At 38.4% G+C, this 25345-nt stretch carries 21 protein-coding genes, 1 tRNA gene and 2 pseudogenes; 16 read left to right on the forward strand and 8 right to left on the reverse strand.

Going from position 1 to position 25345, the window contains the following annotated elements; translation table 11 throughout:
• Positions 1–7: 7 nt before the first annotated feature.
• Positions 8–102: transfer RNA gene (locus tag KP710_RS07480), tRNA-Sec, on the reverse strand.
• 70 nt (positions 103–172) lie between these two features.
• Here KP710_RS07480 and selA point away from each other — a divergent pair.
• The 3 genes and pseudogenes from selA to KP710_RS09440 form a co-directional block, all read left to right on the forward strand.
• Positions 173–1558 (forward strand): L-seryl-tRNA(Sec) selenium transferase, encoded by a 1386-nt coding sequence (gene selA, locus KP710_RS07485; protein ID WP_111407825.1) that lies wholly within the window; start codon positions 173–175, stop codon positions 1556–1558.
• Positions 1555–3414 carry a selenocysteine-specific translation elongation factor gene (gene selB / locus KP710_RS07490; protein ID WP_111407826.1) on the forward strand — a complete coding sequence of 620 codons (1860 nt, stop codon included), beginning with the start codon at positions 1555–1557 and terminating at the stop codon, positions 3412–3414. Before selA ends, selB begins: the two co-directional genes overlap by 4 nt.
• A gap of 51 nt (positions 3415–3465) precedes the next feature.
• Positions 3466–3662, forward strand: a pseudogene (locus tag KP710_RS09440) (hypothetical protein); the annotation flags it as partial.
• Between the two features lie 33 nt (positions 3663–3695).
• Here the strand turns inward: KP710_RS09440 and KP710_RS07495 are convergent.
• The 6 genes and pseudogenes from KP710_RS07495 to lexA all read right to left on the reverse strand — a co-directional run bounded on the left by KP710_RS07495 (position 3696) and on the right by lexA (position 11108).
• Entirely contained in the window at positions 3696–4076 is a 381-nt protein-coding gene (locus KP710_RS07495; protein ID WP_111407827.1) for a cupin domain-containing protein, read from the reverse strand.
• A 291-nt stretch (positions 4077–4367) separates the two neighbouring features.
• A pseudogene (locus tag KP710_RS07500) lies at positions 4368–4595 on the reverse strand (phosphoribosylformylglycinamidine synthase subunit PurQ); the annotation flags it as partial.
• Between the two features lie 86 nt (positions 4596–4681).
• On the reverse strand, positions 4682–5311 hold the full coding sequence (locus KP710_RS07505; protein ID WP_140523550.1) for a YkgB family protein: 630 nt from the start codon (positions 5309–5311) through the stop codon (positions 4682–4684).
• Positions 5312–5439: 128 nt separating this feature from the next.
• Positions 5440–9387, reverse strand: a complete 3948-nt coding sequence (gene purL, locus KP710_RS07510) for a phosphoribosylformylglycinamidine synthase (RefSeq protein ID WP_215771042.1) — start codon at positions 9385–9387, stop codon at positions 5440–5442.
• Positions 9388–9517: 130 nt separating this feature from the next.
• Complete coding sequence (gene dapF, locus KP710_RS07515; protein ID WP_111407830.1) at positions 9518–10342, reverse strand: diaminopimelate epimerase; 825 nt, start codon at positions 10340–10342, stop codon at positions 9518–9520.
• Positions 10343–10484: 142 nt separating this feature from the next.
• On the reverse strand, positions 10485–11108 hold the full coding sequence (gene lexA / locus KP710_RS07520; protein ID WP_005632942.1) for a transcriptional repressor LexA: 624 nt from the start codon (positions 11106–11108) through the stop codon (positions 10485–10487).
• 174 nt (positions 11109–11282) lie between these two features.
• On the opposite strand from lexA, the gene plsB reads away from it, so the two are divergent.
• The 13 genes from plsB to psiE all read left to right on the forward strand — a co-directional run bounded on the left by plsB (position 11283) and on the right by psiE (position 24013).
• The gene (gene plsB, locus KP710_RS07525; RefSeq protein ID WP_111407831.1) at positions 11283–13709 is read left to right on the forward strand and encodes a glycerol-3-phosphate 1-O-acyltransferase PlsB; all 2427 of its coding nucleotides are present in this window, start codon (positions 11283–11285) and stop codon (positions 13707–13709) included.
• Between the two features lie 228 nt (positions 13710–13937).
• On the forward strand, positions 13938–15611 hold the full coding sequence (locus KP710_RS09445; RefSeq protein WP_252346389.1) for a YadA-like family protein: 1674 nt from the start codon (positions 13938–13940) through the stop codon (positions 15609–15611).
• Between the two features lie 183 nt (positions 15612–15794).
• Positions 15795–16406 carry a 16S rRNA (guanine(527)-N(7))-methyltransferase RsmG gene (gene rsmG / locus KP710_RS07535; RefSeq protein ID WP_111407833.1) on the forward strand — a complete coding sequence of 204 codons (612 nt, stop codon included), beginning with the start codon at positions 15795–15797 and terminating at the stop codon, positions 16404–16406.
• A gap of 125 nt (positions 16407–16531) precedes the next feature.
• The gene (locus KP710_RS07540; protein ID WP_048953129.1) at positions 16532–16906 is read left to right on the forward strand and encodes an ATP synthase subunit I; all 375 of its coding nucleotides are present in this window, start codon (positions 16532–16534) and stop codon (positions 16904–16906) included.
• 36 nt (positions 16907–16942) lie between these two features.
• Positions 16943–17740, forward strand: a complete 798-nt coding sequence (atpB, locus tag KP710_RS07545) for a F0F1 ATP synthase subunit A (protein WP_046943039.1) — start codon at positions 16943–16945, stop codon at positions 17738–17740.
• 48 nt (positions 17741–17788) lie between these two features.
• Positions 17789–18043: a F0F1 ATP synthase subunit C gene (gene atpE, locus KP710_RS07550; protein WP_005632219.1), complete on the forward strand. Its 255-nt coding sequence runs from the start codon at positions 17789–17791 to the stop codon at positions 18041–18043.
• Between the two features lie 38 nt (positions 18044–18081).
• The gene (gene atpF / locus KP710_RS07555; RefSeq protein WP_046943038.1) at positions 18082–18552 is read left to right on the forward strand and encodes a F0F1 ATP synthase subunit B; all 471 of its coding nucleotides are present in this window, start codon (positions 18082–18084) and stop codon (positions 18550–18552) included.
• Between the two features lie 12 nt (positions 18553–18564).
• Positions 18565–19098 (forward strand): F0F1 ATP synthase subunit delta, encoded by a 534-nt coding sequence (atpH, locus tag KP710_RS07560; RefSeq protein WP_111407834.1) that lies wholly within the window; start codon positions 18565–18567, stop codon positions 19096–19098.
• Positions 19099–19110: 12 nt separating this feature from the next.
• The gene (atpA, locus tag KP710_RS07565) at positions 19111–20652 is read left to right on the forward strand and encodes a F0F1 ATP synthase subunit alpha (protein WP_005629241.1); all 1542 of its coding nucleotides are present in this window, start codon (positions 19111–19113) and stop codon (positions 20650–20652) included.
• Positions 20653–20667: 15 nt separating this feature from the next.
• Positions 20668–21540, forward strand: coding sequence for a F0F1 ATP synthase subunit gamma (atpG, locus tag KP710_RS07570; protein ID WP_048953131.1), 873 nt, complete (start codon positions 20668–20670; stop codon positions 21538–21540).
• Between the two features lie 16 nt (positions 21541–21556).
• Positions 21557–22930 carry a F0F1 ATP synthase subunit beta gene (atpD, locus tag KP710_RS07575; protein WP_048953132.1) on the forward strand — a complete coding sequence of 458 codons (1374 nt, stop codon included), beginning with the start codon at positions 21557–21559 and terminating at the stop codon, positions 22928–22930.
• A gap of 30 nt (positions 22931–22960) precedes the next feature.
• Complete coding sequence (locus KP710_RS07580) at positions 22961–23389, forward strand: F0F1 ATP synthase subunit epsilon (RefSeq protein WP_048953133.1); 429 nt, start codon at positions 22961–22963, stop codon at positions 23387–23389.
• 204 nt (positions 23390–23593) lie between these two features.
• Positions 23594–24013: a phosphate-starvation-inducible protein PsiE gene (gene psiE, locus KP710_RS07585; RefSeq protein ID WP_048953134.1), complete on the forward strand. Its 420-nt coding sequence runs from the start codon at positions 23594–23596 to the stop codon at positions 24011–24013.
• A 68-nt stretch (positions 24014–24081) separates the two neighbouring features.
• Here the strand turns inward: psiE and KP710_RS07590 are convergent, their stop codons facing one another.
• Positions 24082–25344 (reverse strand): heme biosynthesis protein HemY, encoded by a 1263-nt coding sequence (locus KP710_RS07590; RefSeq protein WP_048953135.1) that lies wholly within the window; start codon positions 25342–25344, stop codon positions 24082–24084.
• Position 25345 lies beyond the last annotated feature (1 nt).

Below are 25345 nucleotides of genomic sequence, written 5' to 3' on the forward strand. Positions count from 1 at the left end.
TATAGATTGGCGGAAGGTCATGGGAGTTGAACCCACCCGGGAACGCTGGCGTCCCCAACAGGATTTGAAGTCCTGCCACCTCACCGGAGATGACGACCTTCCGTGGTTGAAATTGCAGTTACTTTAGCGTAAATTAATCGGCAATTCAACGTTATTTTAAACGGATTCAAAAATGACCGCACTTTTTCAACAACTTCCTTCCGTTGATAAGATTCTCAAAACACCTCAAGGCTTACAACTCATTACCGAATTTGGCCACTCTGCAGTCGTGGAAACATGTCGAGAATTATTAACACAGGCTCGTCAATTTATTCAAAAAAATAATCAACTTCCTGAATATTTTTCTAATTTTGACCGCACTTTTGTAGAAATTCATTCTCGCCTACAAAAACAAAACCAAGTACAAATCAAAGCGGTGCATAATCTAACTGGTACAGTTTTACACACAAATCTTGGGCGGGCGCTTTGGTCTGAAGCAGCACAACAGGCTGCGCTTTCTGCGATGCAAAAAAATGTTTCGCTTGAATATGATTTAGATGAAGGTAGGCGTAGTCATCGCGACAATTACATCAGTGAATTATTATGCAAACTCACAGGTGCTGAGGCAGCCTGTATAGTGAATAACAACGCCGCTGCAGTATTGTTAATGCTGGCAACCTTTGCTCAAGGTAAAGAAGTAATTATTTCTCGTGGCGAATTAATTGAAATCGGCGGTGCATTTCGTGTTCCAGATATTATGAAACAAGCTGGATGCCATTTAGTGGAAGTGGGCACCACTAATCGTACTCACCTGAAAGATTATCGTAATGCTATCACTGAAAATACGGCTTTTTTAATGAAAGTGCATAGCAGCAATTATCAAATTTGTGGTTTTACCTCTTCAGTTTCAGAAGAAGAGCTTGCCGAACTAGGCCGAGAAATGAATGTGCCTGTTGTAACTGATTTAGGCAGCGGTGCATTAGTTGATTTAAGCCAATATGGCTTACCAAAAGAACCAACTGTGCAAGAAAAAGTCGCACAAGGTGTGGATTTGGTCTCTTTCTCTGGCGATAAATTGCTTGGTGGTGTGCAAGCTGGCATTATTGTGGGTAAAAAAGAATGGATCGAACAATTACAAGCCCATCCTATCAAGCGTGCATTACGTTGCGATAAAGTCATTTTAGCCGGCTTAGAAGCTACATTACGTTTATATTTAAATCCTGAAAAATTAACTGAAAAGCTACCAACTCTGCGATTACTCACGCAGCCATTAGAACAACTCAAAATAAATGCTACGCGTCTCAAAGAGCGGTTAGAATCTCGCTTAAATTCACAATTTGAAATTCGAATTGAAGATAGCCAAGCACAAATCGGTAGTGGCTCACAACCGATGGAAAGAATCCCTTCTATGGCTGTCACTATTGCAGAAAAAACAAACGCAAAACTTTCCGCACTTTCAGCTCGTTTTAAACAACTTTCTCAACCTATTATTGGGCGAATGGAAAACGGAAAAATTTGGCTAGATTTACGTAGCCTCGCGGATATTGAAACATTATTAAATATATTGGATGAACTATGATTATTGTTACTTCAGGTCACGTTGATCACGGCAAAACAGCATTATTAAAAGCATTAACTGGCACAAGTACCGCGCATTTACCAGAAGAAAAAAAACGCGGAATGACCATTGATTTGGGATATGCCTATCTGCCGTTAGAAAACAAAGTGCTTGGCTTTATTGATGTACCTGGGCACGAGAAATTCTTGTCAAATATGCTGGCGGGTTTAGGTGGTGTACATTATGCAATGTTAATTGTGGCTGCGGATGAAGGTATTGCGGCGCAAACGAAAGAACATTTAGCAATATTACGCCAGCTTCAATTCCACGAAATTATTGTTGTCATCACAAAAGCAGATCGTACAAATTCAGAGCAAATTGAATCGTTAATCCAAGCAATTAAACAAGATTATAGTTTTTTACGCGATGCTAACTACTTCGTTACCTCTGCAGAAACGGGACAAGGCATCAGTGAATTACGTCATTACTTAGCTAATTTGGCAGAATTAGCTGATACTCAAAAACCTTTCCGCTACGCAATAGACCGAGTATTCAGCGTAAAAGGGGCGGGTACCGTTGTGACAGGCACAGCCTTTTCAGGAACAGTGAAAGTCAACGATGAAATTTACCTTTCCACAGGACAGAAAGTTCGTATAAAAGCGATTCACGCACAAAATACATCAAGCGAACAAGGTATTGCAGGGCAACGTTTAGCGTTAAATTTAAATGCTGATTTAGACCGCACGCCAATGAAACGAGGCGATTGGTTATTGCAGAATGAGCCACTTCCACCAACAGATCGCATCAGTGTACAAATTTTGGCTGAAGTACCATTAAATGAAAGCCAACCTGTGCATATTTATCACGGAGCGAGTCGCACTACGGGTAAGCTCACCTTATTACAAGGAAAAAATGCCGCTAAAAATGACCGCACTTTGGCTGAAATCATATTAGATTCACCTTTATTCTTGGCTTTCGGAGACAAACTTATTTTACGCAGTGGTGATGCTAAATCGTTAATTGCTGGTGCGCGCGTATTAGAAATTGATTCACCCAAACGCCATAAACGAACAGAGGGTCGATTAAGCTTCTTGGCAAATTTAGCGCTTGCTGAAAATGCAGCCCAACGTATTGCATTCATCCTTCAACATAATGCAATATCAGCTCATAAACTGATGTGGATAGAACAACTCACAAATAAACAACTAGATGATGCAATTAACGAACGTAGCGCCGTTCGTTATCAAGATTGGTGCTTTAATACAGACTACAAAAAAGAAAAAATACAACTAATTTTAACCGCACTTAATACCTATCACGAGCAACACAATGATCAACTTGGTGTAAGCAAAGCACGTCTCTACCGAATGGCCGCTTTAAACCAGCCTGAAAACTTGATCAATCATTTTATTGATGAAATGTTAGAAGAGGGAAGATTACAGCAAACTCGAGGTTGGCTTCACTTACCCGAACATAAAATCCAATTTAGCCAAGAAGAACAAAAATATTGGGCAAGTGTACTCGATGAATTTGAAAAAGCTCAAGGACAAGCAATTTGGGTGCGTGATATGGCAAATGCCTTGGCTATGGATGAATCCCAAATGCGTAACTTTATGTATAAAGCAGGCAAACTAGGGTATCTCACACCCATCGTAAAAGATAGGTTTTTCTTAACTGAAAACATTTATGCCTATGCTCGCCTTATTAAGCAAATCGCAGAAAAAGAAGGGAAAGCATCAGTAAATGAAATTCGAGATCGATTAAATTTTGGGCGAAAACTGACAGTTCAACTCATGGAATATTTTGATCGTACTGGTTTCTTACGTCGTAAAGGAAACGATCATATCCTACGCGATAAAAACGTTTTTGATTTATAAGGAAACATTTTACTGATATATAACTAACTTCAATGAAGTAAATAACCAAGTGAAGAGCTCGAACAATACAAAGTGTAATTGCTCCCATACAACGTGCGTAAAAATATTTTATCAGTTCTTCACTGACGTAAATCAAATGTACGATGCGTTATTGAATAAAATCTGGCGCAACTTGTGTATTTACCGACTTCCCAGATACTGGCGTTGAGTTTTTGGGGTGCAGATCAGCAAGCGGTTCAATTTGGTAAAAGTTTTACCATTTTGAACCGCTTTTGCTTTAATTAGTGTTTGTGATCGTGATGATGCTCATGTGTGGCATCATCTACCTCAACTAATGTCACCATAATGACTGAGTCCTCTGCAGCTTCGCCTTGAATAAAGTATTTTCCATCAAAGTTAAGCACTTGCCCTACATTGATTTCATGTTTTTCATTGTCATTCAATACCACATTCATTTTTCCGCTTAGTACGGTAAAAATCACACTATCGCCTTCGTGGTTATGACGTTTTAATTGCTCTCCTTTCTTCAAGGCTTTTTTCACCACGGTAAACTGTTCCGTTTGCATAATTTTACCGAAGCCATCTTTTACTACACCAATATCTGCTTGTGCAATAGAGGCAATACCAAAGCTGAGTAATGAGGCTAATAACACTTTTTTCATAACAAGTCTCCTTCTGTGTTTTGAATTAGATGTCCTAATTCTGACACTTTTACTCAACTATTTCAATGCAAATTATTCTCAAATACAAAAAGCATCACAAAAATAACTCTTTATTACACCTTTTTTCTCAAATGATCCCCATCCGTTTTATGCAATTTCAATACGGTTAAAACAAGAATGATTGCAAAAATATATCCCGTTTCTAGATCAATAACTGGTCCTCCACTTGTTCCCTCATGAACCATTGTATCAAGTAAATCTAAAAATTCGCATCCAAGCGCCATCTTCAGACTAATCTTCAGGATACCATGAGTTGCTCACGGCACGGAATACACGCTCAGGGTGTGACATCATTGCAGCAATATGACCGTCCACTTTAGAAATCACGGTAATCCCTAATGCTGAAGCATTTGGGTTGGCTGGGTAGGTTTCAGTTACATTTAAATGACTGTCGATATACTGCGCCACAATCAAGTTTTGGGCTTGAAGTACGGTCAAATTTTCAAAAGTTTTGAATTCAGTCTCCTTTCTTTGTTATTGGTTTGTATCTCTTAATAACAAAAAAGCTTGCTGTTTTTCCCAGCAAGCCTTTTAAAATAACGCAATTAAGCAAATTGTTTTTTATTATTTAAATAGCGTTTCGCACATTCTGATGCAGCAACTAAACCGCCTGCCATCATAATAATATCTTTAATCACGAGTCGTCCAGCGCCTGAGAGATATGGGAATCCATAATTAGGTGTTGGGAAGTCCCCGCCTAAATTAGGCACCCAGGTTTCTGGCGTAAATATCAGGAACGACAGCGTGACTATCGACATGCCAAAGGTGAGTAAGCCTCCAAATAGCCCGAGTGTTGGAGACCAAATCCCCGCTAATACTAAAATACCAATGGTCACGATCATCGCGCCAATAATATAAGAAGCTGTATAGGTGCCATTAGCTTTATGCCATTCAATATTTTTTGCGACCATTTTGCCTTCAGGGTTTTTATATAGGGTATATTCTTTTACTAAAACACCCTTATCATTTTCTACCATGTTTGCTCCATTTTTGTAAAGGAAGCTTAAGAAAGGGCTATTTGACACAAAATGTGCGATACCATCTGCCTCATATTGGCAAACTTTTAAGCCACCAATCCAAACCATCACTACACAAATAGCAATGCGGATAAAGTTAATAAATTGACGTTGCAATGGTGCAACAATATTAGCTAGCAATGTAACTAAACTACTCATTAAGAACTCCTCATATAGTTCAATTGATATTACGGACAAAATATCCAAGAATTGTTCAGTATAAAAAAGAGATACTGACTCGCCCAGTATCTCTTATTCTGTATTAATTTTCTGTGAGCAATTTCACATTATTTAAAATTCACTCTAGCATTTCTAAAAATTCTCATCCACGCACCATCTTCAGACCAATCTTCTGGATACCATGAGTTGCTCACAGCACGGAATACACGTTCTGGGTGTGGCATCATCGCAGCAATACGACCGTCCACGTTAGAAATGGCAGTAATCCCTAATGGCGAACCATTCGGGTTGGCTGGATAGGTTTCAGTCACGTTTAAATGGCTATCGATATATTGTGCCACAATTAAGTTTTGCGCTTGAAGTGCGGTCAAATTTTCCGGTGTTTTGAATTCTACACGGCCTTCACCATGAGAAACCGCAATCGGCATATGAGAACCTGCCATGCCTTTAAACCACAATGAGTTGGTGTCATTGATTTTCACCATCGCAGCACGGGCTTCAAAACGTTCTGATTTATTGCGCACGAAACGTGGCCAATTTTCTGCACCAGGGATGATTTCCGCAAGGGCGGAGATAAATTGACAGCCGTTACATACACCTAATGAAAGCGTGTTTTCATTGGCGAAGAATTGGCTGAATTGATCGCGTAATTGTGGGTTAAATAAAATGGATTTTGCCCAGCCACCGCCAGCGCCTAATACGTCACCGTAAGAGAAGCCACCACAGGCCACCATCGCGTTGAAATCGTTTAAGTTATAACGGCCTGTCATTAAATCACTCATGTGAACATCAATCGCCGCAAAGCCAGCGCGGTCAAACGCTGCCGCCATTTCAACATGGCTGTTTACGCCTTGTTCACGCAATACGGCTACTTTCGGTTTCACGCCTTTGCTGATGTACGGCGCAGCAATATCTTCATTTACATCATAGGTTAAGTAAGCCGATAAACCTTTGTTGTCTGTCGTTTTTTTCGCTTCAAATTCTTGGTCAGCACATTCTGGGTTATCGCGTAAGCGTTGCATTTGATGGGTCAATTCTGCCCAAATGCCACGCAATTCAGAGCGTTTTTCATCCAAAATTTCCCTTCCGAATTGATGGATCACAATGCGATCATCGTTGCTAACCTTGCCGATGTCGTAGGTAATTCCCTCTAATCCATGTGTTTTCAACACCGTATAAATAGCGTCAAGTTCCGCCTCTAATACCTGAATCACCGCGCCTAATTCTTCGTTAAATAAAATGGCTAACTCGGAAATTTCTTGCGCATAGTGTTCCGCACCGAGCTCAAGCGCCCATCCTTTTCCGCTATCGAATAACGGAGAAATATCCACATCCACGCCACAGTTACCCGCAAACGCCATTTCTGCAAGCGTGGTAATTAAACCACCGTCTGAACGGTCGTGGTAAGCCAATAATTTACGCTCTGCCACCAATACTTGCATTGCATCGAAGAAATTTTTCAGTTTGGCTACGTTCACCACATCGGCTGGTTTGTCACCTAATTGCTTATACACTTGCGCAAGTGCGGTCGCACCTAGGCGATTTTTTCTTTCGCCTAAATCAACCAACAATAAACGGCTTGCGCCTTTGTCTGTACGTAATTGAGGTGTCACGGTCTTGCGTATATCTTCCACGCGCGCAAAAGATGAAATCACTAAAGAAAGCGGTGCAGTAACCGATTTTTTCTCGCCATTTTCTTCCCAAGTGGTTTTCATCGACATGGAGTCTTTACCCACCGGAATGGTAATGCCTAATGCAGGGCAAAGCTCTTCACCCACTGCTTTTACGGCTTCATATAAGCCGGCATCTTCACCACCATGACCTGCTGCAGACATCCAGTTTGCAGACAGTTTAATGCGTTTAATGTCACCAATGTTGGTACCTGCAATATTGGTAATGGATTCGGCTACCGCTAAACGTGCAGAAGCACCAAAGTCTAATAATGCTACTGGCGCACGTTCGCCCATTGCCATAGCTTCACCGTGATAGCTGTCTAATGAGGCAGTTGTGACTGCCACATCAGACACCGGAATTTGCCACGGTCCGACCATTTGATCACGCGCCACCATACCGGTTACCGAACGGTCACCAATGGTGATTAAGAAGGTTTTTTCTGCCACCACCGGTAAGCGTAATACGCGATGGAAGGCTTCTTTTAATTGAATATTTTCTGTTGCAAGCGGTTGATTTTCGACAGTTTTTGACGAAACCTCGCGCGTCATTTTCGGCGTTTTGCCTAATAACACATTCATCGGTAAATCAATTGGGTTATTGTCGAAATGGCTATCGTGCAAGGTTAAATGTTTTTCTTCCGTTGCCTCACCAATGACCGCAAACGGCGCACGCTCACGTTCACAAAGTGCGGTAAATAATTCGAGTTTTTCTGGCGCAACCGCTAATACATAACGTTCTTGTGATTCGTTACACCAAATTTCCAAGGGCGACATGCCTTTTTCATCGCAAAGAATAGAGCGTAAATCAAATTTACCACCACGCTCGCCATCGTGCACTAATTCAGGCATCGCGTTGGATAAACCACCTGCACCCACATCGTGAATAAAGAGAATTGGGTTTTCTTCGCCTAATTGCCAACAACGGTCAATCACCTCTTGGCAACGGCGTTCCATTTCTGGGTTTTCACGTTGAACGGAAGCAAAATCTAAATCTTCTTTTGATTTACCGCTATCCATAGAAGAAGCGGCACCACCGCCTAAGCCGATATTCATGGCAGGGCCACCTAATACGATCAATTTCGCACCAACTGGAATTTCACCTTTTTGAACGTGTTCGCCACGAATATTACCAATACCGCCCGCTAACATAATCGGTTTATGATAACCACGCACTTCTTCACCATTGAAACTATTAACTTTCTCTTCATAGGTACGGAAATAACCCAATAATGCAGGACGACCAAATTCATTGTTGAATGCTGCGCCACCTAATGGGCCTTCGATCATAATATCTAAGGCTGAAGCAATACGGTTTGGTTTTGAAAGTGGATTTTCCCAAGGTTGCTCAAAGTTTGGAATAACAAGGTTTGATACGGAGAAACCGGTTAAACCTGCTTTTGGTTTTGCACCACGACCCGTTGCACCTTCATCACGAATTTCACCGCCCGAACCTGTTGCTGCACCCGGGAATGGCGAAATTGCGGTTGGGTGGTTGTGGGTTTCCACTTTCATTAAGATATGTGCATCTTCATTGTGATAGCGATATTGTCCGTCTTGATCCGCAAAGAAACGACCGACTTTTGAGCCTTCCATTACTGCAGCATTATCTTTATAGGCTGAAAGCACGAAATCAGGGGTTTTCTCAAAGGTATTTTTAATCATCTTAAACAGGGATTTATCCTGTTTTTTGCCGTCGATAATCCAATCCGCATTAAAGATTTTATGGCGGCAGTGCTCAGAGTTGGCTTGCGCGAACATATAAAGTTCAATATCGTGCGGATTGCGCCCTAATTGAGTAAAGTTTTCCACTAAATAATCAATTTCATCTTCTGCCAGTGCCAAACCTAATTCTACATTGGCTGTCACTAACGCTTCGCGTCCACCTTTTAAAATATCCACCGTTTTAAACGGTTTCAGATCTTGATGACGGAATAAAATCTCTGCATCTTCTGGACGACGCACCACGGTTTCCATCATTCGGTCATGTAAAAGTGCGGTCAATTTTTCTGTCGTTTTTTCATCAAGCGGTTGGCTTAACTCAAAATAATACGCCAAACCACGCTCAATACGCTCCACTTCACTTAAACCACAGTTATGCGCAATGTCCGTCGCTTTAGAAGACCAAGAAGAAATCGTGCCAACGCGAGGAATCACGATAAAGGTTTCGCCTTTGGCATCGTGCTCTGCCAAGGTTGGGCCGTAATGTAACAATGCTTTTAATTTTGCTTCCTGCTCGCTAACAAGCGGTCGATTTAATTCCACAAAATGCAAATATTCCGCGTAAACCGATTTCACCGGTAATTGATTTTGTTGGAATTTTTGCATTAAACCTTGAATACGGAATTCAGAAAGGGCGGGTGAGCCACAAAAAGTTTGAAACATACGGGGTTCCTTTATGAGGATAGGAATGAAAATCGAGGGGTATTATAAAGGATATTTTTAAAAACGAAAACGTTTGCGTGAATGGGGAATAAAATCCCCCATCTTTAATAATTTGATGGGGATAAGAAGATTAAAGGGTTATAAAACCGTCATATACATGGGTCGCTTCGCCAGTCATATAAAGTGGATAACCAACGCCATCCCATTCAATGATTAATGAACCGCCTGGCAAATCGACTTGAACTCGATTGTTCAATAAACCTTGCATAATTCCAACTGCAACAGCTGCACAAGCTCCACTGCCACATGCTTGCGTTTCTCCAGCACCACGTTCATAAACTCTAAGTTTAATATGATCTTTATTGATGATTTGCATAAAACCAGCATTGACCCGTTCGGGAAAGCGCTCGTGGCTCTCTAGCAAAGGGCCAAGTTGTTCAACATTTGCTGTTTGAATATCATCTACTTGCACAACACAATGAGGGTTCCCCATTGAAACGGCACCACATAAGACGGTTTGAATGTCTGTACGTAGGATGTAATTTTTCTCGAATTTATTTGCGGTAAATGGAATTTTTGCTGGCTCCCAAATAGGTTCGCCCATATTCACACGAATTTGGTTATCGTCTTTTACCGTTAGAACCATATTGCCTTTTTGCGTGCTAACCGCGATGTCTTTTTTGTTAGTCAATCCTTTTAATGTCACAAAACGAGCAAAACAGCGGGCACCATTTCCGCATTGCGAAACTTCACTTCCATCGGCATTGAAAATACGATAATGAAAATCGAGTTCAGGATCATAAGGTGGCTCAACAAGCAAAAGCTGATCAAAACCAATTCCACGGTGGCGATCAGCTAAGCGTTGAATGGTTTCTGACGTAAAAAAAACATTTTGAGTAACACCGTCAACCACAACAAAATCGTTGCCTAATCCGTGCATTTTGGAAAACTGCATTTTTCCATCCTTTATTTAAATTCAAGATTGATTGCATTATAGAGAGCGGTAAAAAGAATGGCAAATTCAGAATTTTAGATTAAGAAAAGTGCGGTAAAACACAGGAAATTTTTACCGCACTTTATTCGCTAGTTTACTCAGATTACATCCAAGCATTATTGCGAATGATCCCTACGGCAATGCCTTCAATCTCAAAGTTTTCTTGCTCTTCAAGATTTACCACGATTGGATCAAATTCTTCATTTTCTGCGTGTAGATAAATGATAGAACCTTTTTTCTCAAGGCGTTTTACCGTCACTTCATCTTCAATACGGGCAACGACAATTTGTCCATTACGTACATCCTTGGTGCTATGTACAGCTAATAAATCACCATCTAAGATACCAATGTCTTTCATGGATTGACCATAAACTTTTAGTAAGAAATCTGCTTGTGGTTTAAACATATCGGCATCTACGCGATAAGTTGCTTCGATATGTTGTTCTGCGAGAATTGGTTCTCCAGCCGCTACGCGGCCCACGAGTGGTAAACCATCAAATTCTTCATTTGCACTATTGTCTAAAATGCGGATACCGCGAGATGCGCCAGGAATAATTTCAATCGCACCTTTGCGTGAAAGCGCTTTTAAATGTTCTTCAGCCGCGTTGGGGGATTTAAAGCCTAATTCTCGAGAAATTTCGGCTCGTGTTGGTGGCATGCCAGTTGTTTCTAAATGACGTTTTAATAAATCCAACACTTCTTGTTGGCGTGCTGTTAATGGTCTCATATACACTCCTGTTTTTAAATACAGATAACTGGTATTGTATACAGATTGTGTGAAGTTGCAATAGTTATTTTTTAAATCTGTGTATTAGGTCACATTCTGCCAGCAAATTTTTTAAAGCGGTTGAGATCGGATGTGTTAAAATATCTCAAATTTACAACAAAGAGAAAATTTATCATGGCAAATTTTGTAAATATGTATCGTCAATTATTGAGCTTGCCTCTGTCAGTATTAGTAAAAAATAATCCAATTCCAGCCAATCCGATAGAAGAGCTTTCCCTCAATATTCACCAACCTGTTGTTTATGTTTTGCCTTATACTTCTCAAACCGATTTCGTTATTTTCCGTCGAAATTGTTTGGCGTTAGGTTTACCTGATCCTGCTGAGAAAAATGAAATTGATGGTGTGAAGTTGCCTCGTTATGTGTATTTAGATGAGGGACGCCGCATTTTTAAATCGAAAGGTGCGAAAGATGAAACCACCACGATCTTCAATAAATACCTCGAATTACACCGCACTTCTGAGAGTTTAGATGTGCAACTTATTCCAGTTTCCGTTCTTTGGGGGCGTTCTCCTGGGCATGAAGATAAATCCGGCTTGCCTAACTTGCGTTTGTTAAATGGCATGCAAAAAACTTTTGCTGCTATTTGGTTTGGACGTGATACTTTTGTACGTTTTTCTCAAGCTGTTTCATTACGTTATATGGTGAATGAGTATGGCTCCGATGAAAAAATTGCGCAGAAGCTGGCTCGAGTTGCAAAAATGCATTTTGCCAAACAGCGTATTTCGGCAACAGGCCCTCGTTTACCGAATCGCCAAGCTATGTTTAATAAATTATTGCAATCAGAAGCGATTCAGCATGCGATTGAAGATGAAGCAAAATCGAAAAATATCAGTATTGAAAAAGCGCAAAAAGAAGCACATAAGATTTTGGATGAAATCGCAGCAGATGTAAGTCATTCAAGTTTACGAGCTGCGGATCGTTTTTTACGTTGGCTTTGGAATAAACTTTATTCTGGTATTGATGTGCAAAATGCAGATCGCGTACGTAAATTAGCACTCGAAGGTCATGAGATTGTTTATGTGCCTTGCCACCGTAGTCATATCGACTATTTATTGCTTTCTTATGTGCTTTATCATCAAGGGCTTGTTCCACCGCATATCGCAGCAGGAATTAATTTAAATTTCTGGCCTGTAGGTAGAATGTTCCGCAGTTGGGGCGCATTCTTTATTCGCCGTACTTTTAAAGGAAACAGATTATATTCCGCCATTTTCCGCGAATATTTATCAGAGTTATTCCATCGTGGTTATTCGGTAGAATATTTTATTGAGGGTGGTCGTTCGCGTACTGGCCGTTTACTTGCGCCAAAAACAGGCATGATGTCGATGACTCTTCAAGCGTTGCAACATAATCAAACTCGTCCAATTTCTGTTGTTCCAGTTTATGTGGGCTATGAGCACGTATTAGAGGTGGATACTTACGCAAAAGAATTGCGTGGTGCGGCGAAAGAAAAAGAAAATGCGGGTTTGGTTATTCGAGTAATTAAAAAATTACGCAATCTTGGTCAAGGTTTTGTGAATTTTGGTGAGCCAATTACGCTTTCAAACTACTTAAATCAACACTTTCCTGATTGGAAAGAGCAAAATCACGAAGAAAAACCACAATGGTTTGCTCCTGCTGTTGATTCTGTATCAAAACAGGTGATGGTAAACATTAATAAAGCAGCAGCAGTGAATGCAATGAATTTAGTTGGGACAGCATTATTGTCTTCTCGTCAGCGTGCACTTTCTCGTGAGCAACTTTTGGAACAACTGGCGAGTTATCAACAATTACTACAAAATGTGCCTTATTCCACAGATGTTGTATTGCCAACGGCTACGCCTGAAATGATGTTAAATCATGTATTGACGCTTGATCGTGTTGGCGTGTTAGTCGAAAAAGATAACTTTGGGGAAATTGTGCGTTTGGAACGCGCATCAGCCGTGTTGATGACTTACTACCGCAATAACATACAACACTTATTTGTATTACCATCTTTAGTTGCAAGCATCATTTTGCATTATGAGGCGATTCAAAAAGATTTATTAGTCGAAGCTGTCGGCAAGATTTATCCGTTCTTAAAAGGCGAGTTATTCTTGCACTTTAGTGAAGAAGAGTTAAAAACTCAAATTCACCAAATTATTGATGAATTTGCGCGCCAACAGGTGATTAACTCTAATGATAATTTCTTATCTATCAATAAATCGAAAGTACGTATTTTACAACTTTGGTCTGCAGGAATGCGTGAAATCTTGCAACGTTATTACATCACAATGACAATTTTGCAAAAACAACCAGATATTTCACGTGCAGAACTCGAAAAAGAAAGCCAACTTGTTGCACAGCGTTTATCTGTGTTACATGGTATTAATGCACCAGAGTTCTTTGATAAAGCAGTCTTTTCTATGTTCATTGCAAACTTAAAAGAACAAGGTTATTTTGATGATAACGGCCAAGGTAACCTTGAAAAATTAGAGGCATTATCCTCTATTCTTGCACATTTAATTTCAACTGAAATTTGCCTCACTGTAAAAGGCACGGTGGCTAAAGTTGAAGATAACTAAATATTGCCATGTTACAAAGTGCGGTGAGTATCCACCGCACTTTGTATTTTATATTGAAATTGTGATCTAGATCACTTTATTGAAATTGTATTTTATGCCTTTTAGGTGTATAAATTATACGCTTTAAAGTTGAGATATATTAATTATTTGGGATAATTGATTCATTCACTTTTTTGCAATTATTTTATAAAACAACGTAAACTGAATTAACCAAAAAGGATTATTTTTATGAAATGTGAAATATTAAAACGCACTGCAATAGCATTATTTGTTGGTGGTATTATTTCGGCTTCAGCTACCGCAGAAGATAAATCTGTTGAGGCCGCTGGAAGTGATTTTGGTAAAGTTATTAAAGCAGAGATTACAAAACAAACGGAAGCAGTAAAAACAGAATTAACCAATAGTATCGCTGAAAAAGCAGATAAGAGCGCTGTATCAGAAGCATTGAATAAATTGCAAACTGAAAAAGCAAGTCTCGAAGATGTAACCAAGTTATCTGAAAATGTTACAGAAGGGTTTAATAGTATTCAAGATAAAGTACACAACCTACAAGAAGCTTTGGTTGGAGATAACACAGAAAATAATCCAGGCTTAATTAAATCAGTAAGTTCAGCTGTTGAAGAGTTAAATGATAATATTGCTAAAAAAGCAGATCAGAGTGCTGTAGATGATATAAATACTGAATTAACTGCAAGAGCAGAAGCAATAGAGACATTGCAAAAAGAAAAAGCAAGTCTCGACGATGTAACCAAGTTATCTGAAAATGTTAAAGAAGGATTTGATAGTATTCAAGATAAAGTACACAACCTACAAGAAGCTTTGGCTGGAGATGGTACAGATGAAAAACCTGGTTTAATTAAATCAGTAAGTTCAGCTGTTGAAGAGTTAAATGATAATATTGCTAAAAAAGCAGATAAAGCCACTGTAGAGCAAAATACAAAAGAGATTGAAAAAATTAAAAATCTGAAAGGCTATGATTCTTTAACTGAGGTTGAAAATAAGGTTAAAGAGGGTGTAAGTGGAAAAGCAGATAAGCAAGCATTAGAAGACCTTAAAATAGAGGTTAAAGATAACGAAGAAGGAATCGGTGAATTATCAAAAACAGTCAGCGACATTGATGACAATGTTGTTAAGTTAACAGATGCTCATAATGAATTATTAAAAGAGCATAATAATTTAGTCGAAGATGTTAAAGGTTTTAATGACGCTTATAATAAATTTACCGATGCTACAAATACAGAGCTAGACAAAAAAGCAGATATTGATGATGTAGAAGATGCTTTATCTAGAAAGGCAAATGCATCAGATGTATATACTAAGACTGAAAGCGACAGCAAACTAGATGTTAAAGCAGATAAAACTGAGTTAGCAATTAAAGCAGACAAAACTGAGTTAGCAATTAAAGCAGACAAAACTGAGTTAGTAGCTAAAGCAGATAAAACTGAGTTGGCAAATAAAGCTGACAAGAATAGCGTTTACTCAAAATCTGAAACCGATAATAAATTTGCATTAAAAGCGGATAATTCAGTTGTTAGTGCTCAGGCAGCAGATATTAATAACTTACGTACCGATGTTAATGCTCATAAAGTAGACATTGATAAGTTACGTACAGATGTTAATGTTCATACAAAACGTCTTGATCATTTAGATAATAGAGTAAATAAACTTGATAAAGATCTTAAACGTGGTCTTGCTGCTCAAGCTGCTTTAACAGGTTTATTCCAACCATATACTGTGGGTAAAGCAAACTTTACAGCAGCTGTAGGTGGTTATAAATCTCAAACTGCAGTAGCGATTGGTACTGGTTATCGTTATAACCAAAACATTGCGACTAAAGCAGGGGTTGCATTTACACAAGGTGGCGGTGTAACTTATAACGCTGGTGTAAACTTTGAGTGGTAAATAAATATTACCTATAAGGGCAGACATTGTGTCTGTCCTTTTTTCTTTATTAAACAAAATATTGGCGTTAATAGACTGGTTAGAAATAAATTAAGACGGAATCTTATTATAAGTAAAAAAACACTAAAGATTTTCACCGCACTTTTAAGTAAAATAGCGCAATTTTCTAAAGAGATAATAAATATGAAAGCCAAATTAGCTAGTTTACTTGCGCAAGCAAATATAAAAATAAGTGATCAACAAATTCAGCAGCTGATTGATCTGGTCAATTTACTCAATAAATGGAATAAAGCTTATAATTTGACGTCAGTTCGTGATCCACAAGAAATGTTAGTCAAACATATCTTAGATAGCCTTGTTGTAAGTCCTTATTTACAAGGTGATCGTTTTATTGATGTCGGTACTGGCCCTGGCTTGCCTGGTTTACCTTTAGCAATTATTAATCCTTCCAAACAATTTGTCCTCCTTGATAGTTTAGGCAAACGTATTAGTTTTATTCGAAATGCAGTACGTGAGCTTGGGCTCACTAATGTAACTCCTGTTTTAAGTCGAGTAGAAGAATATCAACCTGAAGATAAATTTGATGGCGTATTAAGTCGCGCTTTTGCTTCATTAAAAGATATGACTGATTGGTGCCATCATTTACCCAAAGAAAACGGTCATTTTTATGCATTAAAAGGTATTTATCAGGAAGATGAAATTAATGAATTGAATAAAAAATACACTATTCAAGAAGTGATTGAACTACATGTTCCCGAACTTATAGGTGAGCGACATTTAATCGTTTTGCGTTAAAAAGTAACAAATAGATAAATTATTTTCTAAAAGTGTGATTTATATAACACTTTTTATGTGTTTTTAAGTTGAATCTAAATCCAGCAAAGGTATAATCGGCGAGCTAAAATTATTTTGTAAAAGTGATGTCGCGCATTTTATCTCACGCTAAAAAAAACTACAGAAAAGCTATTGTTATTGAGAGTCTTTTGCTTGTAGTTTTTTATTTGCTTATTTATGGATGGCAACGCCAAAGTGCGGTAGATTTTGGCTACGGTTTTTTAAGTGCCTTTTTGCCTTTTTGTACATTCATATTTATCATTTTTTACAGAAAACAAAATTTTTCAACAAAACTGACCGCACTTTATCGTGCTGAAGCAATAAAGTTTATTTTAACGATGGTTTTTATCATTATTGCCATCAAATGGTTATTAGTTATCAATTTTATTGCGTTTTTTGTTGGTTTTTTATTGGCGTTAGTGCTGAATAATGTTATTCCACTTATTCTCAATAAAATTTAGCTTTGGGTTATTCTTCTTCAGAACAAAGGATCGATTATGTCTGGACAAACTTCAATTGAATATATCCAACACCATTTAACTTATCTTACAACAGGTGAAGGTTTTTGGACGTTTAATCTTGATACGTTTTTCTTCTCTGTGTTGTGCGGTTTCCTTTTCTTAGCTATTTTTCGCAAGGTGGCTAAAAAAGCAACAACAGGTGTGCCGAGTAAACTACAATGTGCTGTTGAAATGGCTGTAGAATGGATTGATGGTGTGGTAAAAGAAAATTATCACGGTAAACGAGATGTGATAGCGCCGTTGGCTTTAACTATTTTCGTATGGGTGATGATTATGAATACTATTGATTTGGTACCTGTGGATTATATTCCCCAGTTGTTTGCTATTATTACAGGCGATCATCATATTCCTGTACGAGCCGTGCCGACTACGGATATGAATATGACATTTGCAATGTCGATTTCAGTATTTGTATTAATCCTTTTTTATACGATTAAATCTAAGGGTATTAAAGGTCTCGCAAAAGAATACACTTTACACCCTTTTAATCATTGGGCATTTATCCCTGTTAATCTTCTTCTTGAATCCGTGACGTTGATCTCAAAGCCTGTTTCATTAGCACTTCGTTTATTCGGAAATATGTATGCTGGTGAGCTGATCTTTATTTTGATTGCCGTGATGTATTCAGCCAATGCGTTTGTGGCTGCACTGGGTGTGCCATTGCAGTTGGTGTGGGCGATTTTCCATATTTTGGTTATCGCATTACAAGCCTTCGTCTTTATGATGCTTACTGTGGTTTACCTGAGTATTGCATATAATAAAGCGGAACATTAATTTTTATTTTTTATTTAACAACTCAACTCTCAACAACGGAGAAAATTTATGGAAACTGTAATTAGTGCAACAATCATTGCTTCTGCGATTATGCTTGCTTTTGCTGCGTTAGGTACTGCGATTGGCTTTGGTCTTCTTGGCGGTAAATACCTTGAGTCTGCCGCTCGTCAGCCTGAATTAGCTAATTCACTACTTACTAAGATGTTTATTGTTGCAGGTCTTCTTGATGCGATTGCGATGATCGCTGTAGGTATCGGTTTATATTTCGCATTCGCAAATCCATTTGCTGCATTATTAGGTTAATAAACAACAAATTTCCTAATTAACGAAGGAGGTATGTTGTGAATATTAATGCAACATTAATTGGTCAAACCATCGCCTTTATTATTTTTGTATGGTTCTGTGTGAAGTTTGTTTGGCCACCAATTATTAATGCGATTGAAACACGTCAAAGCCAAATTGCGAACGCTTTAGCTTCAGCTGAAGCAGCTAAAAAAGAGCAAGCAGATACGAAAAATCTTGTTGAACAAGAACTTTCAGCTGCAAAAGTACAAGCTCAAGAAATTTTAGATGCAGCGAATAAACGTCGCAATGAAGTATTAGACGAAGTGAAAGTAGAAGCCGAAGAACTAAAAGCAAAAATTATTGCTCAAGGTTATGCAGAAGTAGAAGCAGAACGTAAACGTGTTCAAGAAGAATTACGTCTTAAAGTGGCTTCATTGGCAGTGGCTGGTGCTGAGAAAATTGTGGGTCGTTCTATTGATGAAGCGGCAAACAATGACATTATTGATAAATTAGTTGCAGAGTTATAAGAGGCTTAGCTTATGTCAGAATTAACTACAATAGCTCGCCCTTATGCAAAAGCTGCATTCGACTTTGCCATTGAACAAAGTGCGGTCGAAAAATGGACTGAAATGTTAGGTTTTGCTGCAGCCGTAGCTGAAGATGAAACGGTAAAAGCTTACTTAAGTAGTTCTCTTTCTGCACAGAAATTAGCTGATACAGTAATTTCTATTTGTGGCGAACAATTGGATCAATATGGGCAAAATCTTATTCGGTTAATGGCTGAAAATAAGCGTTTGAGTGCTATTTCTGCGGTGTTTGAAGAATTTAAACATCACGTAGAGGAGCACCAAGCTATAGCAGAAGTTGAAGTAACATCTGCGCAACCATTGAATGCAACACAAATCGAAAAAATTGCAGCTGCAATGGAAAAAAGATTAGCTCGCAAAGTAAAATTAAATTGCAACGTGGATAACGCACTTATTGCTGGTGTGATTATTCGTACTGAAGACTTTGTGATTGACGGAAGTAGCCGTGGGCAACTTACTCGTCTCGCAAACGAGTTGCAATTATAAGAGGAATACAAGATGCAACTAAATTCAACTGAAATTAGTGAATTGATTAAAAAACGCATCGCTCAATTCGACGTGGTCAGTGAAGCGCGTAATACAGGGACAATTGTTTCTGTAAGCGATGGTATTATTCGCATCCACGGTTTAAGCGATGTGATGCAAGGTGAAATGATCGCCTTACCAGGTAATCGTTATGCGATGGCACTTAACCTTGAACGCGATTCTGTTGGTGCTGTAGTTATGGGACCTTACGCAGATTTAGCGGAAGGTATGGAAGTTCAATGTACAGGTCGTATTCTTGAAGTACCAGTTGGTCGTGGTTTATTAGGTCGTGTAGTTAATACGCTTGGTCAACCAATCGATGGTAAAGGCGAAATTGAAAATGATGGTTTCTCACCAGTAGAAGTGATTGCGCCAGGCGTTATCGATCGTCGTTCTGTTGATCAACCAGTTCAAACCGGTTATAAAGCTGTTGACTCAATGGTACCAATCGGCCGTGGTCAACGTGAATTAATCATCGGTGACCGCCAAACGGGTAAAACTGCGTTAGCAATTGACGCTATTATTAACCAACGTAATTCAGGTATTAAATGTATCTATGTTGCGATTGGTCAAAAAGCCTCTACTATTGCAAACGTCGTGCGTAAATTAGAAGAACATGGTGCGCTTGCAAATACTATCGTGGTAGCAGCATCCGCATCTGAATCAGCTGCGTTACAATATTTAGCACCTTATGCTGGTTGTGCGATGGGTGAATATTTCCGTGATCGCGGCGAAGATGCGTTAATTGTTTATGATGATTTATCAAAACAAGCCGTAGCTTATCGTCAAATTTCATTATTATTACGTCGTCCACCAGGTCGTGAAGCCTATCCAGGTGATGTGTTCTATTTACATTCTCGTTTACTAGAACGTGCTTCTCGTGTAAACGAAGATTACGTAGAAAAATTCACTAAAGGTGAAGTGAAAGGAAAAACAGGTTCTTTAACCGCACTTCCTATTATTGAAACCCAAGCTGGTGACGTATCTGCGTTTGTTCCAACCAACGTAATTTCTATTACTGATGGTCAGATTTTCTTAGAATCTAACTTGTTTAACTCAGGTATTCGTCCTGCGGTAAACCCTGGTATTTCGGTATCTCGTGTGGGTGGTTCAGCGCAAACTAAAGTTATTAAGAAATTAGCGGGTGGTATTCGTACCGCGCTAGCTCAATATCGTGAATTAGCAGCGTTTGCACAATTTGCATCAGATCTTGATGATGCGACTCGTAAGCAACTTTCTCACGGTGAAAAAGTAACTGAATTATTAAAACAAAAACAATTTGCTCCATTATCTGTTGCAGAACAAGCGGTTGTATTGTTTGCTGTTGAATTTGGTTATTTGGATGACGTGGAATTATCAAAAATTGCAAGTTTTGAGACCGCACTTTTAGATTATTCTAACCGTAATCACGCTGAGTTTATGCAAGAGCTTACTAAAACCGGTAACTATAATGACGAAATCAAAGATACATTAAAAGGTATTTTAGATAGTTTTAAAGCGAATAGTGCTTGGTAGTAACGGAGAGATAAGATGGCAGGTGCAAAAGAGATAAAAACCAAAATTGCCAGTGTACAAAGTACACAAAAAATTACTAAGGCAATGGAAATGGTGGCGACCTCGAAAATGCGTAAAACGCAGGATCGTATGGCTGCATCTCGTCCGTATTCTGAAACTATCCGTAACGTTATTAGTCATGTGTCTAAAGCAAGTGTCGGTTATAAACATCCGTTCTTAGTTGAGCGTGAAGTGAAGAAAATCGGTATCTTGGTTATTTCAACAGATCGTGGTATGTGTGGTGGATTAAATGTTAATTTATTCAAAACCACACTTAACCAAATCAAAAATTGGAAAGAACAAAATATCTCTACAGATTTGGGCCTGATAGGTTCAAAAGGGATTAGTTTTTTCCGTTCCTTTGGATTTATTAATATCAAAGGTCAACTTTCTGGTTTAGGCGATACACCCGCTCTAGAAGAATTAATTGGTGTCGCAAATACAATGTTTGATGCTTATCGTAATGGTGAAATTGATGCAGTTTATATTGCATACAATAAATTTGTTAATACGATGTCTCAAAAACCTGTTGTACAACAATTAGTTCCTTTACCAGAATCTAAAGACGATCATTTAAATGAAAGACAACAGACTTGGGATTATCTTTATGAACCAGAACCAAAAGTACTATTAGATAGTCTTTTAGTTCGTTATTTAGAATCCCAAATTTATCAAGCGGTTGTAGATAATTTAGCTTCAGAACAAGCGGCTCGAATGGTAGCAATGAAAGCAGCAACTGATAATGCAGGTAATTTAATTAATGATCTGCGGTTGGTGTATAACAAAGCTCGTCAAGCAAGTATCACAAATGAATTGAATGAAATCGTAGCCGGTGCGGCAGCGATTTAAGAAAAGAGGAACGGTAATGTCAGCAGGAAAAATTGTACAAATCATCGGTGCGGTGATTGACGTTGAATTTCCACAAGATGCAGTGCCAAAAGTTTACGATGCATTAAAAGTTGAATCAGGTTTAACACTTGAGGTGCAACAACAATTAGGTGGCGGTGTGGTACGTTGTATCGCATTAGGTGCTTCTGATGGTTTAAAACGTGGTTTAAAAGTAGAAAACACGAATGAGCCGATTCAAGTACCGGTAGGCACAAAAACCCTTGGTCGTATTATGAATGTATTGGGTGAACCAATTGACGAACAAGGTCCAATCGGTGAAGAAGAGCGTTGGGCTATCCACCGTTCTGCGCCAAGCTATGAAGAACAATCAAACAGTACGGAATTATTAGAAACTGGTATCAAAGTTATCGACTTAATTTGTCCATTTGCTAAAGGTGGTAAAGTTGGTCTATTCGGTGGTGCGGGTGTAGGTAAAACCGTTAACATGATGGAATTAATCCGTAACATCGCGATCGAGCACTCTGGTTACTCTGTATTTGCGGGTGTAGGTGAACGTACTCGTGAAGGTAATGACTTCTATCATGAAATGAAAGATTCTAACGTATTAGATAAAGTATCTTTGGTTTATGGTCAGATGAATGAGCCACCAGGTAACCGTTTACGTGTTGCGTTAACTGGTTTAACCATGGCAGAAAAATTCCGTGATGAAGGTCGTGATGTATTATTCTTCGTGGATAATATCTATCGTTATACCCTTGCTGGTACGGAAGTATCTGCGTTATTAGGTCGTATGCCATCAGCGGTAGGTTATCAACCAACCTTAGCTGAAGAAATGGGTGTATTACAAGAACGTATTACTTCAACTAAAACAGGTTCTATTACCTCTGTACAAGCGGTATACGTACCTGCGGATGACTTAACTGACCCATCTCCAGCAACAACTTTCGCACACTTAGACTCAACCGTTGTATTAAGTCGTCAAATTGCGTCTTTAGGTATCTACCCAGCTGTTGATCCATTAGATTCAACTTCACGTCAGTTAGACCCACTTGTTGTTGGTCAAGAACATTATGATATTGCTCGTGGTGTACAAGGTATTTTACAACGTTATAAAGAATTGAAAGATATTATCGCAATTCTTGGTATGGACGAATTATCTGAAGAAGATAAATTAGTGGTGGCACGTGCACGTAAAATTGAACGTTTCTTATCACAGCCGTTCTTCGTTGCTGAAGTATTTAACGGTACTCCGGGTAAATATGTTCCATTAAAAGAAACCATTCGCGGCTTTAAAGGTATTTTAAGCGGTGATTACGACCATATCCCAGAACAAGCGTTCTATATGGTAGGTTCAATCGACGAAGCGCTAGAAAAAGCCAAAAATATGTAATCACTTCAAGTCATTTGAAGGAGAACAAAAATGGCGACATTTAATTTAACAATAGTAAGCGCAGAGCGAAAAATCTTTGAAGGTGAAGTGAAACAGATCCAAGCAACAGGTGTTGAGGGAGAATTAGGAATTCTCCCTGGACACACACCATTGCTAACGGCAATTAAACCAGGGATTGTTAAATTTACCCTTCAAGATGGAAATGAAGAAGTTATCTATGTTTCCGGTGGTTTTTTAGAGGTTCAACCAAATATTGTTACGGTACTAGCAGATGTTGCTATCCGTGGTAGTGAATTAGATGCTGAGCGTATTCGCGAAGCAAAACGTAAAGCTGAAGAGAACATTGTATCTCATGCATCAGATGTAGATCATGATTTACTGGTTGCGAAACTTTCTAAAGAGTTAGCAAAACTTCGAGCTTATGAATTGACTGAAAAACTCTTGAAAACAAGACGGTAATAAAAAAGTGCGGTGAATTTTCACCGCACTTTTTATATCTAATAATATATCCTTTAAACATACCTTTCTATATCAACTGTTGACTACTCTATTCACTTATTATAGCCACTCTATACTATATTATTTTCCTAAATAGCTTTGACCAACTTTTCTATATTAGATTAAAATATACGCCTTTTTAAATTTTATCCTTAAGGAAGAAAAATGGAAGAATCTTTGGAATTAGAAAAGCTCCCGAAAATGATAACTGGAGTCCTAAAAATAGTGTTAAGTTCTGCATTAATTGCATTAGCAATTGTACTAATTATTGCTTTGGGTAAAATAACTTATACCTTAGCAATGATGGTTTTAAATACATCAAGCTTTGTACCCTATGATGTAGCTGAACAAGCTGTAATGTTTTTCTTATATTTCGGGTTTATAGGATTAATAGTTCAATATTTTAAAAGTGGCTATCATTTTCCATTGCGCTATTTTATATACGCAGGGATTACAGCAATGTTAAGACTCATTATTGTAAATCATGAAAGCTCAGTTGATACCTTATTATTTGCTGGTTCAATTCTTGTTATGGTTATTGCGCTTTGCCTTGTTTTATATTCTAACAGACTTAAAAATCTATAAAGATATAAAACATAATAAAACGCACTTCATTGAAGCGCGTTTTATCTATTATAATTTGCTTTTGAAAGCTAATTTCCTTTTTTTAGCATATTTTCCTCATTTTTTTCAAGAGGAATATTGTCTATAGCCATTACGGATTTTAAACTATCTTGTCGTACTTGTTCTGCTAGGACTTTATCACCAGACTGTTCAAAAACGTAAGAAGCCATCATCAAATCATTTGATTCTAATTGATTAGGACAAGCAATCACCTTTTTAAAAACTTCAGCAGCTTGGGAAAATTCGTTATTACGAACATATAAATAGCCCAACGCTCGATTAATACAACATTTTTCTACATCACCAGCATGTTTAGCTCGTTTTGCTACAAGTTTAATTAACTTGCTGTTATCTTCCGGCTGTAAACGTGTAATTTGAGTGCAAAGCGCTTTACCAATTGGTGTGTTGTCACCAATTTTTTTCAAGATTTCAAGGGTAAATTCTGCTGCAGACTCATGATCATTACAATCAATTAAACGTTGAATTAAGCCTACTTTTAAATCAACATTATTACGGCGACGACGAGGTAGCTCATCCCACCATGCAAGTAATCCATCAACGCCTTCCTCATTCATCTTTTCATCAAGTAGGCCATTTTCTGTTTGCGTACGAAGTTCTTGAAACTCTTCTGTGCTAAATAAACCACTATTTTCTACACTGTCTAAAATCTCATCAAGCGCTTGATAAGCTTTAGAGCGCAAATAAATATCCACAGCAAGTTTTAATACTTCTTTATTACGGTTAGACATTTCAAGCAGGCTATCTACTGAACTACGCGCTGCTGGTAATTTATTTTGTTGTAATAAAATCCGTGTCCGAGCGATTTCAACCAATAAATTATCAGAACCCGCTAACTCTGTTGCCTCAATTAAATAACGATTTGCACTAAATTCATCACCACGTTGTTGTGCAGCTTCAGCTGCTTTGATTAGATTTAATACTGGCTCAGCAGAGTGTTTGGCATTTTTACCAATCAATTTTTCTGCTTTTGCATAATCTCCCTCATTCATTTTAACCAAACCTTCAAGGGTTTGTTTTTGTGCTCTAACACGTTTACGGCGTGAAAACCAGTTGTAAGATCCTCTACTTAAACGTAAAAATCGGGTAATAATCCACTCCAATCCATAGATGATTGCTAACGCGATAACAAAAAAGATGACTAGCGTTGTAATAGACATTTCAATAATATTGTTAGCCGTTTCAATACGGACATAACCTTGCTGACCAGAAAGATAAGGTCCAGCCACAAGTCCTGCAAGCAGCGCTATCATTAGAAAAAGCACTCTAAACATA

The sequence above is a fragment of the Haemophilus sp. SZY H35 genome, from assembly GCF_018829705.1.
Lineage (GTDB): Bacteria > Pseudomonadota > Gammaproteobacteria > Enterobacterales > Pasteurellaceae > Haemophilus > Haemophilus haemolyticus_K.

Bases quoted from the DNA above. Each gene is read 5' to 3' on its own strand.
- selA (WP_111407825.1), top strand. From the start codon at position 173: ATGACCGCACTTTTTCAACAACTTCCTTCCGTTGATAAGATTCTCAAA.
- selB (WP_111407826.1), top strand. From the start codon at position 1,555: ATGATTATTGTTACTTCAGGTCACGTTGATCACGGCAAAACAGCATTA.
- KP710_RS07495 (WP_111407827.1), bottom strand. From the start codon at position 4,076: ATGAAAAAAGTGTTATTAGCCTCATTACTCAGCTTTGGTATTGCCTCT.
- KP710_RS07505 (WP_140523550.1), bottom strand. From the start codon at position 5,311: ATGAGTAGTTTAGTTACATTGCTAGCTAATATTGTTGCACCATTGCAA.
- purL (WP_215771042.1), bottom strand. From the start codon at position 9,387: ATGTTTCAAACTTTTTGTGGCTCACCCGCCCTTTCTGAATTCCGTATT.
- dapF (WP_111407830.1), bottom strand. From the start codon at position 10,342: ATGCAGTTTTCCAAAATGCACGGATTAGGCAACGATTTTGTTGTGGTT.
- lexA (WP_005632942.1), bottom strand. From the start codon at position 11,108: ATGAGACCATTAACAGCACGCCAACAAGAAGTGTTGGATTTATTAAAA.
- plsB (WP_111407831.1), top strand. From the start codon at position 11,283: ATGGCAAATTTTGTAAATATGTATCGTCAATTATTGAGCTTGCCTCTG.
- KP710_RS09445 (WP_252346389.1), top strand. From the start codon at position 13,938: ATGAAATGTGAAATATTAAAACGCACTGCAATAGCATTATTTGTTGGT.
- rsmG (WP_111407833.1), top strand. From the start codon at position 15,795: ATGAAAGCCAAATTAGCTAGTTTACTTGCGCAAGCAAATATAAAAATA.
- KP710_RS07540 (WP_048953129.1), top strand. From the start codon at position 16,532: ATGTCGCGCATTTTATCTCACGCTAAAAAAAACTACAGAAAAGCTATT.
- atpB (WP_046943039.1), top strand. From the start codon at position 16,943: ATGTCTGGACAAACTTCAATTGAATATATCCAACACCATTTAACTTAT.
- atpE (WP_005632219.1), top strand. From the start codon at position 17,789: ATGGAAACTGTAATTAGTGCAACAATCATTGCTTCTGCGATTATGCTT.
- atpH (WP_111407834.1), top strand. From the start codon at position 18,565: ATGTCAGAATTAACTACAATAGCTCGCCCTTATGCAAAAGCTGCATTC.
- atpA (WP_005629241.1), top strand. From the start codon at position 19,111: ATGCAACTAAATTCAACTGAAATTAGTGAATTGATTAAAAAACGCATC.
- atpG (WP_048953131.1), top strand. From the start codon at position 20,668: ATGGCAGGTGCAAAAGAGATAAAAACCAAAATTGCCAGTGTACAAAGT.
- atpD (WP_048953132.1), top strand. From the start codon at position 21,557: ATGTCAGCAGGAAAAATTGTACAAATCATCGGTGCGGTGATTGACGTT.
- KP710_RS07580 (WP_048953133.1), top strand. From the start codon at position 22,961: ATGGCGACATTTAATTTAACAATAGTAAGCGCAGAGCGAAAAATCTTT.
- psiE (WP_048953134.1), top strand. From the start codon at position 23,594: ATGGAAGAATCTTTGGAATTAGAAAAGCTCCCGAAAATGATAACTGGA.
- KP710_RS07590 (WP_048953135.1), bottom strand. From the start codon at position 25,344: ATGTTTAGAGTGCTTTTTCTAATGATAGCGCTGCTTGCAGGACTTGTG.